Genomic DNA, 15745 nt, shown 5'->3' on the forward strand with positions numbered 1-15745 from the left:
TGGTCAAGCACTTCCTTGGGCAGCACCATACGTGCCAACATTAGCAAACCTTTGTCTTCCATGATGCAAAGGTAAGCATTTCATATGAATCATACTCATTTACCCCTATGAAAAATCTATTGAGCCGTAAACATATTTCCATATCAGCACTCTATTAAAAGGTTTTCTAACAAGCACACAAAAAGGGAACCTGATTGATTCCCTTTATGATAGAAAAGCGGAGAGAGGGGGATTCGAACCCCCGAACCGGTTTTGCCGGTTACACGCTTTCCAGGCGTGCCTCTTCAGCCACTCGAGCACCTCTCCTTTGCGTTAGCGGATGCAAAATTACTACTTTTATTTTGCATTGGCAAGAAAAAGACAGAATATTTATATCCCGCAAACATCAACTTCGCCATGCGAAACAATCACATTATTTACCAACAAATAGACTGTTATTCTACTGACAGGCGGCAAGACGAGGGAAGATGCGCAAGACTGTCGACTCAGTGACTTCACATATCTGCTCTTCACTAACGCCATACGCTTCTGCCAATCTTCTAATAATATGCTGAATGAATGCCGGTTCATTGCGCTGACCGCGAAGAGGAACAGGAGCCATATAGGGAGAGTCGGTTTCAAGAACGATACGGTCAAGTGGAACACAAGCAGGAAGGACCTCTGGCAGATGGCTTTTCTTGAATGTTGATACTCCGCCGATTCCCAATACAAAACCAGGAAAATCCAACAACTGACGAGCCTCTTGCTCATTTCCTGTGAAGCAATGGAATATGCCACCAGGAAGTTTGTCGGCATATCGACGGAGAATAGCCACCATTTCGTTTTGTGCCTTACGACAATGTATCACCAAAGGCAACTGCATCTCTACAGACCATCTAACCTGCTCTTCGAACACTTCAAGTTGTTCTGTTTCAAATTCACGACTCCAATAATAATCGAGCCCCACCTCTCCAATTGCAATATAGGATGGATTGGTTAGAAGTGATTCGTGCATTTCGCTTAACACATCATGCCAATCAGCCTTCACCTCTTCCGGATGCAGTCCCATCATAGGAAAGGCATAATCAGGATAGCGCAGACAAAGAGCCGGCACACTCTCAAGCGAAGATCTGTCGATAGCGGGAATAAGAACTCGATGACACCCAGCGTCCTTTGCGCGCTGTACAACAGCCTCAAGGTCGTTTAGAAACTCCTCGCCATCAAGGTGTGTATGAGTATCGGTATAGTGCATCATTTGTTACGATGAAGCAATTGATCCATATACTGACGGAGCATCTGTTTTCGTTCGCCATCAACTCCAACCTTATCAAGACTCTCTGCTGCCTGTTGGAAATAATCATTGATCTTCTCCTCACAGAGTTGACGTATGCCAATCTCATCGTAGAGTCTGGTCACGGCAGCAACCTTTTCTTGTCGATCGAATGTAGTGGCCTCAACCCATCGAGTCAGTTCGGCACGTTGTTTGTCGGTTGCTCGGTTGAAAGCATTGATGAGCATATAGGTTTTCTTATTAGAGGTAATGTCGCCACCAATAGCCTTACCAAATACTTTTGAGTCACCATATACATCAAGCAGGTCATCTTGCAATTGGAAAGCGAGTCCCATACGTTCACCAAAGCGATAGAGATTTTCGACATCTTCTTTTGGTGCATCAGCCAATATAGCGCCAATCTTAGTAGCACAAGCCAACAACACCGAAGTTTTCAAGCGAATCATTTCGATATATTCCTCTTCGCGCACGTCATTTCGGGTTTCAAATGCCATGTCGTATTCCTGTCCTTCACCTATTTCCAATGCAGTCTCTGTAAAGCAGTCGAGTACCTGCGCCAGTTTTTCAGCAGGCACCTGTGCCATGCGCTGATAGGCCAAGACCAACATTGAGTCGCCCGACAGAATTGCTGTATTGGCATTCCAACGTTTGTGAACGGTCTCATGACCACGTCTGAGGTCAGCATTGTCCATGAGATCATCGTGCAACAACGTGTAGTTGTGATACGTTTCCAATCCACATGCAGGCATAAGGATGTCCTCTGGTTTATCCTTGTAGAGGTTGTATGCCATCAGCATCAGCACAGGTCGAATACGTTTGCCACCGAGCGACAACACATATCGGATTGGGTCATAGAGCGACTGTGGTTTACGGTCATACGGAAGTTTTTCCAAGAAATCGTTGACCGCTTGAAGGATTTCGTTTGATGATAGTATCATTGTTATTCGTTTTTATTGTTTCAAGAGTTTTTTATAGTTTAAAGACGATAGGTATGCACACCTTAGTGCGGCATGGCTTGCCGTTCTGAATGCCAGGTTTCCATCTTGGCATCTGTTTTAGTACTCGTAGTGCTTCGTCGTCACATTCTTTCGACAACGACTGATGGATGGTTATTCCCGTGATTTTTCCATCTTTCTCCACATAGAAGAAAGCCACCACCTTGCCTTGTGTTTTGCGACTTTGTGCAACTTTTGGATAGGTCAGATTACGTGTAAGCCACTTCATCAGTTCTACGGCACCCCCAGGAAACTGTGGCAGATCTTCCACAATACGAAACATTAAGGGATTGTTGTTAGGGTCGATACCCACAGGAGTTAGCACCTTTGGGTCTTCTGTATCCACCTGCTGTGGTACAGAAGAATCATCTTCCCCATTTTTATCGCCATCAGTATCGTCTTGCTCGTTTTTCTCTTCATGAGCCAGTTCCACATTGTCATCCACCACTCGCAGTTGTTCACTCTCTTCTGCTTTGGCTCTGGCCGGTGGCATCTCAGCCATCTGCTGTTCGATGGACATAGGCACCAGTTCGTCTTCATGGACCAGTTCGCTGATATCCATATCTTCGTCTGTCTCCACATTGGGCATACTGTTCCATTCAAGTGAGACAAACAGCAGAGCCAACACCAGTACTAGTCCCAACAGGAAACCTGTGGTTCGCTGGTGATCGAGATCAACCTGTGGTATCTTTTTCTGTTCCATTTGTGCAAAGGTACGATTAAGTGAGCGAAAAACCAAATCCATTTGAGCTTTTCAGAACGTGAGTACCTAAAATCCGAAGGATTAAAGGTACGATTAAGTGAGCGAAAAACCAAATTCATTTGAGCTTTTCAGAACGTGAGTACCTAAAATCCGAAGGATTAAAGGTACGATTAAGTGAGCGAAAAACCAAATCCATTTGAGCTTTTCAGAACGTGAGTACCTAATCTGTCAACGCAACAATAGCATCACGACATTGTTCCATAAGCCATTTTGGTGTACTGGTAGCTCCACAAATGCCTACGGTTCCTATGCCTTCTAGCCATTCCGGTTGTATTTCCTCTGGTCCTTCTATGAGATGCGAATTGGGATTGATATGCAGGCATTCGTTATAGAGCACTTTTCCGTTACTGCTTTTCCGTCCACAGACAAACAGTATGAGGTCATGGTGTGTTGCAAACTGTGAGATATTAGGCATACGGTTAGCGACCTGTCTGCAAATAGTATCGAAACTCTGGAATACTGCATTAGGCTGAATATGTTCTTGAATATAGTCAATAATGCGGTGAAACTCATCGAGTGATTTTGTAGTCTGTGAGTACAGATAAATATCTCGTTCGAAATCAAGACACTTCACATCGTCGAATTTCTCAATGACGATAGCTTCGCCTTGAGTTTGTCCCACTAATCCAAGCACCTCTGCATGTCCATTTTTTCCGAAGATGACAATTTGTCCTCCGCCAGCCTCATATTGTTTTTTGATGCGTCTTTGCAACTGCAATACTACCGGACAGGTTGCATCTATAATTTCGATATTGTTTCGTTGTGCCAAGACGTAGGTTTCTGGCGGTTCGCCATGTGCTCTAAGTAACACTTTTACGTTGTGCAACTGTCTAAGGTCGTCATGGTTGATGGTGACAAGTCCCATCTGTCGCAATCGTTCGCATTCCATTCCATTATGAACGATGTCTCCTAAACAATACAACTTCGTTCCTTTAGCCAGTTCCTCCTCTGCTTTTTTTATGGCAGTAGTCACACCAAAACAAAAGCCGCTCCCTTTGTCTATTTCAATTTGGATTCCTCCGTCATTCCTTTTTACGGGAGACGTAGAGGAATCCTTTGTTTCACACGAATTGTTCATTTTCGGTTGTTCGTTCTTCATTTACCATTTTTGAGTTGTTCGAAATACAAATCGAGCAGATTTTGTGCAGCCACAAACGATGTCTGCAGTCCAGCCAAGACTTCCTTTTCTGCCTCTTGCATTCGTTTCTGTATGAGTGCATCATTATAGAAATTGAGTCGCAGATGCTCGTTGATACTTTCATACATCCAGTATTTAGCCTGCTCATTGCGGCGATAGTCGAAGTATCCATTGTCTTTGACAAAGTCGATATACTCATAGATCATATCCCATATTTCCTTGATACCCAAGCCATAGAATCCACTATAACATAGTACCTTGGGCAGCCAACCACTCTCAGGCATAGGGAAGAAGTGTAATGCATTGCGGAAATTGGTTGCAGCCAGATGACATTTATCAACATTTTCGCCATCACACTTATTGATAACAATACCGTCGCTGATTTCCATAATACCACGTTTGATGCCTTGAAGTTCATCGCCCGTACCAGCCAACTGTATGAGTAAGAAGAAATCGACCATAGAATGACAAGCCGTTTCGCTCTGTCCTACGCCCACCGTTTCTACAAAGATTTTGTCGAATCCAGCAGCTTCACATAGGATAATCGACTCACGAGTTTTACGTGCCACTCCTCCCAAAGATCCTGCCGTTGGGCTAGGACGGATAAAAGAATCTGGATGAATAGACAGTTTCTCCATGCGCGTTTTATCTCCAAGGATACTACCTTTAGAGCGTTCGCTACTTGGGTCGATAGCCAATACTGCGAGTTTTCCACCTTTCTCTTTCAGCACATGTATGCCAAACTCGTCGATAGACGTTGATTTTCCTGCCCCCGGTACGCCACTTATACCCACACGGATACTATTGCCGCTATAGGGCAGACACTTATTGATAACCTCCTGTGCCTTAGCCTGATGATCAGGATTGACACTTTCTACGAGTGTGACAGCCTGTGAGAGCACAGTCACATCGCCTTTTACGATACCCTCCACCATTTCGGCAGCAGTCAGCTCGCGGCGTTTGAATCTATTACGTTTGAGATAAGGATTGATGATAGACGGCTGCTCTACGCCACCGTTCACTTGCAGTCCTGCAAATTCTGCGTTGTTTTCGGGATGTTCCATATATCGATAATTATGGGTTACGAATATTTTAGTCAATAATAGTTTCTTTTACATTGTAATGCCTCACATGCTTTTCCGTTAGGCTGACTATCAAGTTGCGCTAACCGGTATCACGACTTTCGAGTGGTCTGGATCGTTGGTAATCATCAGAATACGTGGTTGTGTACGTGCCTTTTTAATTTGGTCGCGCAATACAGTTATCTTCAAGCGTGCGGTTTCTCCCGGTTTAAGAATTCGCTTATTGAGCGACACACGCAATCCTACGGTAAAAAGTTGTATAGACGAGATTTTCAATTCGCTTCGTCCTGTATTTGTTATGTTGACGACATCACTCTTTTTTGATTTTCCTGCCATTACCACGTCCACCTTCTCTTTCGACAATTGCATGTTTGGTGCAAACTTTCTAAGTTCAGATGTCATTCCCTCGAATGCTGGCAGCAATACTGTAGATACTCCAACGAGATTGTCTGCCGTAGCTTTATCGCCCGGATTAGTTGCGAGATAGATGCTTGATTGCGTCAATCCGAATCCTCCGACCTTTTCCGACTGCAACGTGACCGATATGGTTGCGGTACGTCCTGGGTTGATTTTCTCAGGGACGACAGTTGCAGAGAGATACGATGGCAGGTGCATAAGATTAGGACGGCATGGCTTGTCGCTGTTATTATATACTTGTATCTGCTGTATAGGATGTTCTCCTTTGTTGACGTTATCAAACTCCAGTTCATTTTTGTCGGTTCTCAATTCTCCAATCTCTATAGGGAAATTGCACGACACATCTTGATAGTCTGCCAGCACGACACCTTTCATACGTATATATACAGGTTTCTTAGTACCATTACTGATAATAGCTGCCTGCTTGTCGAAATGTCCAAGCATCCGTGCATCGTATGTCATCCGTATCTGGAAGCGTTCTCCCATACCAACCACGGTCTTAGGATATTCTACTACTGTACAGTTACAATCTGGATCTACCTTTTCGATTTTCAGTCGTCTTATGCTTTTGTTTCTGAACTCGAAGACAGCAGTAACGGGTTGTTGGAATCCTGTCTTACCCACATCTATTGTAGTTTTCTGGGCAATCAGTTTCTGTGCCATAGCCCCGATGGGTAGCATTGTCATCAGGCAACAGGCTGCAAGCCATCGCCATCCATTTGTTATCTTTCTTTTGTTGTTTAAAATCATTATTTTGTTTTTTATTATTCAATATTGAGTGTCATCGAAGCGCCAGTTGCTTGGTATTCGGGGGCATAGGCACATTGTGCCGTACAAGTTCCCGTTTCATAGCATCCCGCTCTATCAACATAGTATTCTGTTTCTATCACATGTTTGCCTTTTGGCAGTTTTTCAAAGAAATAATGTGTGGCTCCATCCTTAGGTGCGCAATAAGCTCCGCGAAGGTATCCTGACAATTGACCGACAGGTTCGAGACATGCCGCCCGCTTATCCACCACCTCAACGAAGTCGAGGTTGCGCTTTGTTTCAATGGTAATACGCACCTTGATACGGTCGCCCACGTGCAACATGCTTGGTCCGCCCACCAATTGACGCTCTATGGTCAACGCCCCATTAGTTGCAGTAATTTGCTTAATGGGCTGTAAGGACTGTGCATAGACCGCTCCCCACGAAGCGTTATTGTCTGGCTTACGGATGGTGAGAGTCTTACCTTCCGATGGTTGAATAGTTGTTTTCACATAGCCCATTCCTGCAGTAGCCTTAGGCAGTTCCAATGGCTTCCCGTCAATCTCCATCTGTACCGGCTGTGGTGTTGCCAACACCTGTTCATTCCCTTGCAAGAACGCATAGATGGCGTTAACCGTATTGATAGGAGTATCCCATTGTTGGGTACGTTTCTGCTGAAGTAGCCAACGTCGCATCTCTTCGATGGTTGTTTCGTCATCGGGAGACACCATGTGCAAGGCCTCGATAGCCGCAACCTCCGTAGGAATCTTATAACTATACCACGAATTGAATGCCCGTGGTGTATCGAAATAGCGCCCCACCTCTTTGTTATAGACTGAATATTCCTTGATGCTCTTCACATCGTTGGCTGCCTCCGTATGCAAACCTTGCTGATGAAGGATTATGGCCTGCATTGCCTTTCCATAGATGCTTATGCGCTTCGATTCTTTGCGCAATAATGTTATAAGGTAGTCGCTTGCCTTGCGAACCGATGTTGAAAGTTGGCGCTTGCTTATAGCGTTGACATAGAGCCAACGGAAAGCATTATCTCCAGGGAACGTAATGCGCTCACGTTTTGCCTCTCTGCGTTTGAGTTCTGTCACGGTTTCAAGCATTCCCTTGTCCATATAGTCCATGGCTTTACGCAGTAAGACATTAGTTCTACTATCTTCGCCGGTCAGGAGCGACAGACGTGCGAGCATCTGTGCCACCTCCATCGTAATATAGTCGTTGGAGCGCATACCTTCATACCACGCGAAGCCTCCATCCGCATTTTGCAGACGTTGCAATTGTTGTCGGTACTGCTCCTGTCTGTTGCTGACATTATAGTCGTTGAAGAAGTCTGCCAACTGACGTTTTTGTTCGCGTTCATTATCTGCTTCGGTCGCCCATGGTGTTTCATCGAGCAACAGGTCGCGGAGTTCTTGATTCTTCATCAGTTGCGCTTGGAGCGAGTTCGTTTCTTCTGTTTCGCGGCGCCATAGTTCAAACACATGCTTTACCTGCGGCAGTCGGTCAACAAGTGACTTGGCAAGGAAATTGGAATAATAGGCAGCCGCTTGTCCAATAGCACTTTTCTCTGAGGGTTGTCCTGCTGCCGCTAACGCCTGAACCATCATCCACACAGGGTTGTTGGTATATTCTATTGTCAATTTGCGATGTGTTGCTGTTTTGGCAAATAGTTTGTCGATATTCAGCGTCATGCCTCCGGCTTCGTATTGCGTGATAGGTTGTGTCACGATGACACGTTCGGTAGCTGGAAGCACAGCCAAATAGCGCTGTTCACCATCCGAATGGTTTTGCCCAGTGGCGATGATGCGACAAATGAGGAGCGGGTGATTTCCGTCTGCCTGATAGTGGAATGTCGCAGAAGTGTTTTTTCCAGCATCGACACTAAATGTGGTATCTTCTGTATAAACCACTTTTTCGGTTTCAGCGTCAAGCAGTTCAAGTCGCACCGTTCCTGTCTCTACACTATTGCTGAGATTAGCAATGCGCACATTCCACTGGCTATTGTCACCCTCACGAATAAACCGTGGCAGATTGGTCTCTACCATGAGTTGTTTCTGTGCCACAATCTCACTCTCAATATATCCAGTACGGATGTCTTTGGTATGGGCTACTCCCATGAAGCGCCACGTGGTGAGCGTCTCAGGCATGGTGAAACGAATAGTTACCATACCTGCTGTATCTGTAGCGAGAGTTGGATAGAAGAATGCTGTTTCAGTCATGTTCTCGCGGAGGGCAACAGGCTTGTGCGTATTGCTTTCGTCAATTTTCGCCATTCCTGAGTCCTTCATTTTCGATTCCATAACAACACTCTCCATGCGGTCTGCACTTTCTTCTACAGCCTCATATACTCTCCCCACCTGTTTGGCCATTTCCTTCATTCTTATTCCATTTGTAGCGAACGAGCGCAACACCATTCCCATCATGCGATAGGGATAGACCGAATGATCGAACACGCCAACTGAGCGAATATCGTTTACAACATAGGGACAGGGAAGACTGTAATCGAGAAAAAGGCTGGAACTGTATAAGATTCTCCAGTTGCCATACGGCACTTGATAATAAATGCGGGGAGTGAACGACCATTGGTGTTTGGCGAGTGCATCAAGACTTTTATCGTATAGCACAGCCATGAGTTGTGCCGTTGCCGAACGTCCTTTGCTGTCTGCAACATGCAGTCTCCACTCTTCCTGCTGACCAGGGAGCAGACGGTTGCGGAAGGTTTCCCATCGCAGAGTCAATTTATTGTCTGGTTCCGGTGCATACAAAGTGGTTGTATGGCGATGATATTTTCCATTTTTCACCCATACGAACGAGAGCTGGATACCGTCGCCATATTCCGGTTTGTAGGTCAGTTTGCGATTCCACAATGTACCGTTTTCACGGCGGAAACCTTTTTCCACCACTTTATTGGCAACACAGATCTCGTAGGCCATATAGACGTCTGCATCAGAAGAACCCACTTGTAGGGTTACCGGACTACCGTCAGCTGGGAAACGATCGTGACTCACATAAAACCATTCGTCGGTCTGGACGGCAGGACGGTGGTCGTCGAGTGAGAACAACACAAAACCATGCTGCAAAGTATCGCCTTCGCATACGGCTTCGAGATGATGCTTGCCCGACGTATAAGCGGTCCATGATTGTCCAACCGTATCGTTGGCTTCTACGGTCTGCCATGGGTTTTGGTCAATACGGTATTTCACCTTTCCACCGATAGTTTGTCCGGCAGCATTGAAACGATTGATGCGCCATGGGGTATTTTGGTCTTTTCTGATTTTCGAAGGCAAGGTTGTAGTAAGCACAGAGGACCGTGTTCCCAACGGAAGCGACATAGTAGCTTGGCGGGTTTCTCCCTGCAAATCGGTAATATCGGCTTCTACAACAAACTGATAAAATCTTGGAGTTTTATCCTCTTTCTTCGATAATACTAATGGAACATTTACCTTCAATAGTCCATCGGCATCGGTTGTAGTTTCACCTGTTGCCACTACGCCATTATCGCCATCCATACTACGCCACCACCATGACTGCTGACGGCGCACTTGATAACGAACCTTTGCCTGCTGTACAGCCACACCCGAATAGGTTTTTGCTCTTGCACTCACAGTAATGGTGTCGCCCGCAGCATAGCGTTTCTTATACTCGTCAAATGCCACATCGAAGGTGGGTCGTTTATAGGTTTCAACACGAATATTCTGATTGCAACCGCCCATATTGAGTCGGCAATTGCCGGTGAGCATCTGTTCGGGCAATAGGAAATCGGAAGATGCCTTTCCATATTCATCGGTAGTCAGTTGCTTTTCAGCGATATTTCTGCCTCGTGCATCATAAAGTTTCAAGGTATAGGTTTTTCCATTCAGCGCATGGGCCTGCTTGTCGGTTTCCACCCGATAGGCAATGGCTGCCACATGAACGGTTTGTCCTGGACGATAGATGGCACGGTCGGTGAAGAGTTCTACGATATTGTCGGCTGTAGATTGTCCACCATAGGGATAGCGCTCACTATAGAGTTTCGGGCAATACTTATCCTGTGCAGTATAGGCAAAAAGTGGAGTCCAATTGTCCTTGGAGGTGGCTGTACGAAATGCTTCGCCTGCTGCGTTGGTGGTCAACAGCATGTTTTTTTTGCCGTCACCTATATGCAACTTAGCTCCCGCAACGGGCTGTCCGGTCGTGGCATTAACCACCACATAACGCATTTTTCCATCGGGTTGTGCAAAAATCATAGTACGCAAATTGCTGACGCAACACAAATGGCGCTGCACTTCTTTTGTTTCAGGAATAGAAAATTCCAATAGATAAATGCCTGCAGGAAGTCCTGCCAACGTAATAGAGTCGTTAAAAAGTTCGTATTCAGGACGTGGCGCAAAGGTACGGGTTTGTGCGGCAGACTTCTGTTCTACAAGGCCTTGGCGTATTCTGCGATAGGCCTCATCGTTGATTTGTCCCATGATGCGCTCCTTACTGTCGCCCTGCAAAGTTGTGCGGTAAACCCGAAGTGTGAGCGATGTGAGGTGTCGAAGATTGCGCAATCTGATGGTTTGTGAAACATGTGGAATGAAAAGTGTTTCATCAATATTGGCAGAATATTGCGGCGCTGTTAGTTCATGACGAAACACCAGAAGCTCCTTCAAGCGGTCGGCTGTTCCCCATCTTTCTATGGCTTGGTCGATATAAGCCACGGTCTGCATGGTAGAAGTCCCTTCATTGCGCATCATGCATCTGACGCGCTCTACCGCAAGCCATCCTACTTCTTTCTCTTCCGCATAACGGCTGATGAGCGAATCAAGCGTAGCCACATCGTCCGCCGACTGACTTCGTTCTGCGAAATAGGCTGCCAAACATGCGGCACGACGGTTACCTGCTTGTTCATAGTAGGCTTGAGCCTCAGTCCACACATCCAATTCGCCTGCCACCACGCTGAGCATATCGTGACCAAAGCCATCTACTGTCTTTGCATCAAGCACAAATGGGGCGTAATCGGCTGTTGGAGTTTGCGCCAAAAGTGCAGGATTTGCCATTGCCAAGTGCCTACAACTGTCGGCTTTGGCTTTCCAATCGTTTCCGAAAGCGGTTGTTTCCTGTTCGTAGATTTGACAGAGTACAACGCAACAAACGGCCCGAAGCACCTTATCGGCTGTAGTGCTGGCTATGTTTTCCAGTTTTTGCACCTCCGAGAGGAGCGAATCGGGAGTTATTTCAGTTTGCAATTTGGTTTGCAGGAGTGCGGAACGCAAAAAATTGCCATACGATTTTTCCTTCAAAGCCTTCTCACGAATAGGTTTCAGCTGTCGAATGGCAGTTTGCGGAAGATCTTTTTTCTGCGCTTCTTCCACCTGTTTCCACAACATCTGATAGGTCTGCGCCGACACGTTTGTCAGTACAGAAAATACCATTATGAGGAGTAAAAAGGCTAATTTCTTCATCGCACATGCGTTATTAGTAGCACAAAAGTACAAAGAAAAAGTCAAAACACAAAGTGTTTTAACACGAATGGCGAGTTTTTTGCCTTTATTATCAAATATACGAGCAACATGAGGACGATTTCTTTTGTTTCAATTCGTTTCACTTCTATACGGACGTTGATCAGTTTTGCCGTCCTTTACCCTCCCTTCAAACTCCAATTATTTTCCGCATGAAAATGGGACTTACTTGGGACTTACATGAGATTTACGGCATACTTTTGTAGGCCAAGCGCATCCCGAACACATCCCGAAGGCATCCCGAAGACAGAGCACATTAATAAACAGAAAATAGATACACTATTTGAGCCATAAAGCAAATGGCTCATAAAGGAGGCTTCACTTTAGCCTTATGTTACAAAACAACAGGGTCTGCACCAAACCACGAGTCAACAAATAAAGGGTCATCGCACACCAAAGGCCATGATTTCCCCATAGTGGCATGAGCAATAATGCCGTAAAAAAGAACACCATAGCTGCGACAACCGATGAAATCAACATGGCTCGAGTAGCGGTAATTCCGATAAAAATACCATCCCAAACAAAAGCTGCCACTCCTGCCAAGGGTAGAAGATAAGCCCAACCCACATACGAACGGGATGCTTTCACCACAGAAACATTATCCGTAAGAAGATGCAAAAACGGTTCGCCACCCACAATATATACAATCGAAAAGAGCAAAGCCAATGCCCCACCCCAACGGAAAAGTCGTCGCACCACATCATGGAAAGCATTTGCATCTGAAGCTCCCCAATAACGGCCGCCAAGCGCTTCACCAGCATAGGCAAATCCATCTAAAAAATATGACAACAGTAAGAATAGTTGCATCAAAAGTGCATTGACCGCAAGTACCACTTCGCCCTGACGTGCGCCAGCCGAAGTAAAGAACAAATTGACACCTACCAAGAACAACGTACGAAGGAAAATATCACGATTTACACGGAAATAGCGTCCCCATTCCGACCGCAACGATTGCCATCGAAAGCCACGACCCAGTCGGCGCCAAGACCTACGACCACGATATAAAAAGAATGACGGAGCCAACGACAATACAGCCACTATAAGTCCTGCATATTGTGCCACGACCGTTCCCAACGCCACTCCTTCTATTTGCATGTCGAGCGCATAGACGAAGAATAATGACGCACAGATGTTTACAACATTCTGAGCCACAGAAACCAGCATGGGAATGCGAGTATTCTGCATGCCGATAAACCACCCCGTCAATCCGTAGAGCGAAAGCACGGCAGGAGCTCCCCATACCGCAATATTGAAATAAATTTCTGCCAGTTGACGGACGCCTTCTCCGGGGTGGATCAACATCAACATCAGTTCACGCAACGGCCATTGAAAAACCAACAACAACGAAGCAATAGACAACGAAACTGCTACCGAGCGGCCCAACAACCTGACAATATCCTCCACCTGACGACGGCCACGAGCCTGGGCGGTCATTCCAGACATTCCCATGCGCAAAAATCCGAACACCCAATAAACCAGATTAAAAATCATACTACCCACCGCAATAGCGCCAATAAACGACGCACTCCCCATATGGCCCACGATGGCAGTATCTACCAAGCCAAGAAGCGGGACGGTAATATTGGTAACAATAGCCGGCAGAGCTATCTGAAGTATATTTTGGTCTGTCTTTGAAAGTTTCATACATGCAAAGGTACTATCAAAAGAAGAAAAAACACGAAGAAAAATCATTTTTTTCTTTGCATTTAGCCGACTATATCGTAACTTTGTAGGCAATTAAATCTATATTACTACTATGATTACTCCAGAACTGCTCCATCCACAGTCAATTGTTGTCATCGGTGGTTCAAACAATGTCCACAAGCCAGGAGGTGCCATCGTGCGTAATATCCTGCAAGGCAACTATCAAGGCACACTACGTATTGTCAACCCAAAGGAAGACGAAGTACAAGGCATCAAAGTGTTTCACGATGCTAAAGAACTGCCACCTACAGAACTCGCCATACTGGTGATTCCAGCAAAACTATGCCCAGAAAGTGTGGAACTGCTTGCCAGCGAAAAAGGCACAAAAGCCTTTATCATCATATCGGCTGGCTTTGGTGAAGAGACAAAAGCTGGAGCTGCAAGAGAGCAACGCATACTCGACACCTGTGAGCGATATGGGGCAGCACTCATCGGCCCCAACTGTATCGGACTGCTCAACAGAAATCATCATAGTGTGTTTACAAAACCTATCCCATCGCTTAATCCACAAGGTGTTGATTTCGTCAGCGGTTCGGGAGCTACTGCCGTATTCATCTTAGAGAGTGCCGTTATCAAAGGCCTACAATTTAACTCGGTATGGTCGATTGGCAACGGTAAACAAATCGGTATAGAAGACGTGCTTCAATACATGGACGAACACTTCGACCCTAACACCGACTCGAAAGTCAAACTGCTCTATATCGAAAACATATCCAACCCCGACAAACTGCTCTTCCATGCCTCATCACTTATTCGCAAAGGATGTCGCATTGCCGCTGTCAAAGCTGGAAGTAGTGAAAGCGGAAGCAGAGCTGCATCAAGCCATACAGGTGCCATTGCAAGTAGCGACTCGGCAGTAGAGGCACTCTTCCGTAAAGCAGGCATCGTGCGCTGCCATTCACGTGAGGAACTGACCACCGTGGGATGTATCTTCACCTTGCCACCATTGGCGGGCAAACGCTTCGCCATCGTCACCCACGCAGGAGGACCAGGCGTAATGCTGACCGATGCATTATCTAAAGGCGGACTGGAAGTTCCCAAGTTGGAAGGTCCTGTAGCAGAGGAACTCAAGAGCCAGTTGTTTGCAGGTTCGTCAGTAGCCAATCCTATCGACATATTGGCAACAGGAACCCCAGAGCAATTGGGTATTACACTCGACTATTGCGATCAACGTTTCGACAATATCGATGCCATTGCTGTGATATACGGAACACCAGGTCTGACCACACTCTATGAGGCCTACGAGGTACTACACAAAAAGATTGGCGAGTGTAAGAAGCCTATCTTCCCCATCCTACCCAGTCTGCATACCGCCGGACCAGAAGTGGCAGAGTTCTTGGCAAAAGGTCATGTAAACTTCAGCGACGAGGTGACTTTGGCTACTGCCCTCTCACAAGTGATGCGTACACCACAGCCAGCACCACCTGAAATAGAACTCTTCGGCGTGGATGTGCCTAAGATACGCGAAATCATTAGCGGTATTACCGACAACGGATATGTGTCACCCGACATCGTCCACCAACTACTGGAATGTGCCGGAATACCGATGGTACCCGAAATGGTAAGCGACGACAAACAAACTCTAATCGATTTTGCCAACCGCACAGGATATCCAGTAGTGGCGAAAGTAGTAGGACCCGTACACAAGAGTGATGTGGGCGGTGTGACACTCAACATCCGCACTCCTGAACATCTGGCATTGGAGTTTGACCGCATGATGAATATCAAAGATGCGCAAGGCGTCATGGTACAGAAGATGCTGAAAGGTACCGAACTCTTCATCGGCGCTAAGTATGAAGAACGATTCGGACACGTAGTGCTCTGCGGATTGGGCGGTATCTTTGTAGAAGTATTGAAAGATGTACAAAGCGGACTTGCACCGCTATCATACGGCGAAGCATACTCGATGATACGCTCGCTACGTGGCTATAAAATCATCAAAGGCACACGTGGACAACAAGGCATCAACGAGCAGAAGTATGCAGAAATCATCGTGCGCTTATCTACACTACTGCGCTTTGCCACAGAGATAAAAGAGATGGACATCAACCCACTACTGGCTGACGCCGACGATATAGTGGCTGTAGATGCAAGAATACTTATAGAAAAATAACGAAATAAATAATATTAACAA

9 protein-coding genes and 1 tRNA gene are annotated in these 15745 nt (G+C 46.1%); 1 reads left to right on the forward strand and 9 read right to left on the reverse strand.

Annotated features, from left to right (window positions below; genetic code table 11):
- Nucleotides 1–218: 218 nt before the first annotated feature.
- From CIK96_RS07220 to CIK96_RS07260, 9 genes are all read right to left on the reverse strand, one after another.
- Nucleotides 219–306 (reverse strand) — tRNA-Ser (locus tag CIK96_RS07220).
- Nucleotides 307–439: 133 nt separating this feature from the next.
- Nucleotides 440–1231, reverse strand: a complete 792-nt coding sequence (locus CIK96_RS07225) for a TatD family hydrolase (protein ID WP_094440266.1) — start codon at nt 1229–1231, stop codon at nt 440–442.
- Nucleotides 1231–2208, reverse strand: a complete 978-nt coding sequence (locus CIK96_RS07230) for a polyprenyl synthetase family protein (protein ID WP_371327163.1) — start codon at nt 2206–2208, stop codon at nt 1231–1233. The genes CIK96_RS07225 and CIK96_RS07230 overlap by 1 nt, the downstream gene beginning before the upstream one ends.
- 31 nt (nt 2209–2239) lie before the next feature.
- On the reverse strand, nt 2240–2968 hold the full coding sequence (locus CIK96_RS07235; RefSeq protein WP_158214624.1) for an energy transducer TonB: 729 nt from the start codon (nt 2966–2968) through the stop codon (nt 2240–2242).
- Nucleotides 2969–3188: 220 nt separating this feature from the next.
- Nucleotides 3189–4127, reverse strand: coding sequence for a 4-hydroxy-3-methylbut-2-enyl diphosphate reductase (locus tag CIK96_RS07240; RefSeq protein ID WP_254046305.1), 939 nt, complete (start codon nt 4125–4127; stop codon nt 3189–3191).
- Nucleotides 4124–5230: a methylmalonyl Co-A mutase-associated GTPase MeaB gene (gene meaB / locus CIK96_RS07245; RefSeq protein WP_094440171.1), complete on the reverse strand. Its 1107-nt coding sequence runs from the start codon at nt 5228–5230 to the stop codon at nt 4124–4126. Before meaB ends, CIK96_RS07240 begins: the two co-directional genes overlap by 4 nt.
- A gap of 90 nt (nt 5231–5320) precedes the next feature.
- Nucleotides 5321–6415, reverse strand: a complete 1095-nt coding sequence (locus CIK96_RS07250) for a DUF1573 domain-containing protein (protein ID WP_094440172.1) — start codon at nt 6413–6415, stop codon at nt 5321–5323.
- Between the two features lie 14 nt (nt 6416–6429).
- Nucleotides 6430–11850: an alpha-2-macroglobulin family protein gene (locus CIK96_RS07255; RefSeq protein WP_094440173.1), complete on the reverse strand. Its 5421-nt coding sequence runs from the start codon at nt 11848–11850 to the stop codon at nt 6430–6432.
- A gap of 375 nt (nt 11851–12225) precedes the next feature.
- On the reverse strand, nt 12226–13551 hold the full coding sequence (locus CIK96_RS07260) for an MATE family efflux transporter (protein ID WP_094390513.1): 1326 nt from the start codon (nt 13549–13551) through the stop codon (nt 12226–12228).
- Nucleotides 13552–13663: 112 nt separating this feature from the next.
- Here CIK96_RS07260 and CIK96_RS07265 point away from each other — a divergent pair, with 112 nt between their 5' ends.
- Nucleotides 13664–15724 carry an acetate--CoA ligase family protein gene (locus CIK96_RS07265; protein ID WP_094390514.1) on the forward strand — a complete coding sequence of 687 codons (2061 nt, stop codon included), beginning with the start codon at nt 13664–13666 and terminating at the stop codon, nt 15722–15724.
- Nucleotides 15725–15745 lie beyond the last annotated feature (21 nt).

Origin of the sequence: Prevotella sp. P4-98 (assembly GCF_002251405.1) — a bacterium.
Lineage (GTDB): Bacteria > Bacteroidota > Bacteroidia > Bacteroidales > Bacteroidaceae > Prevotella.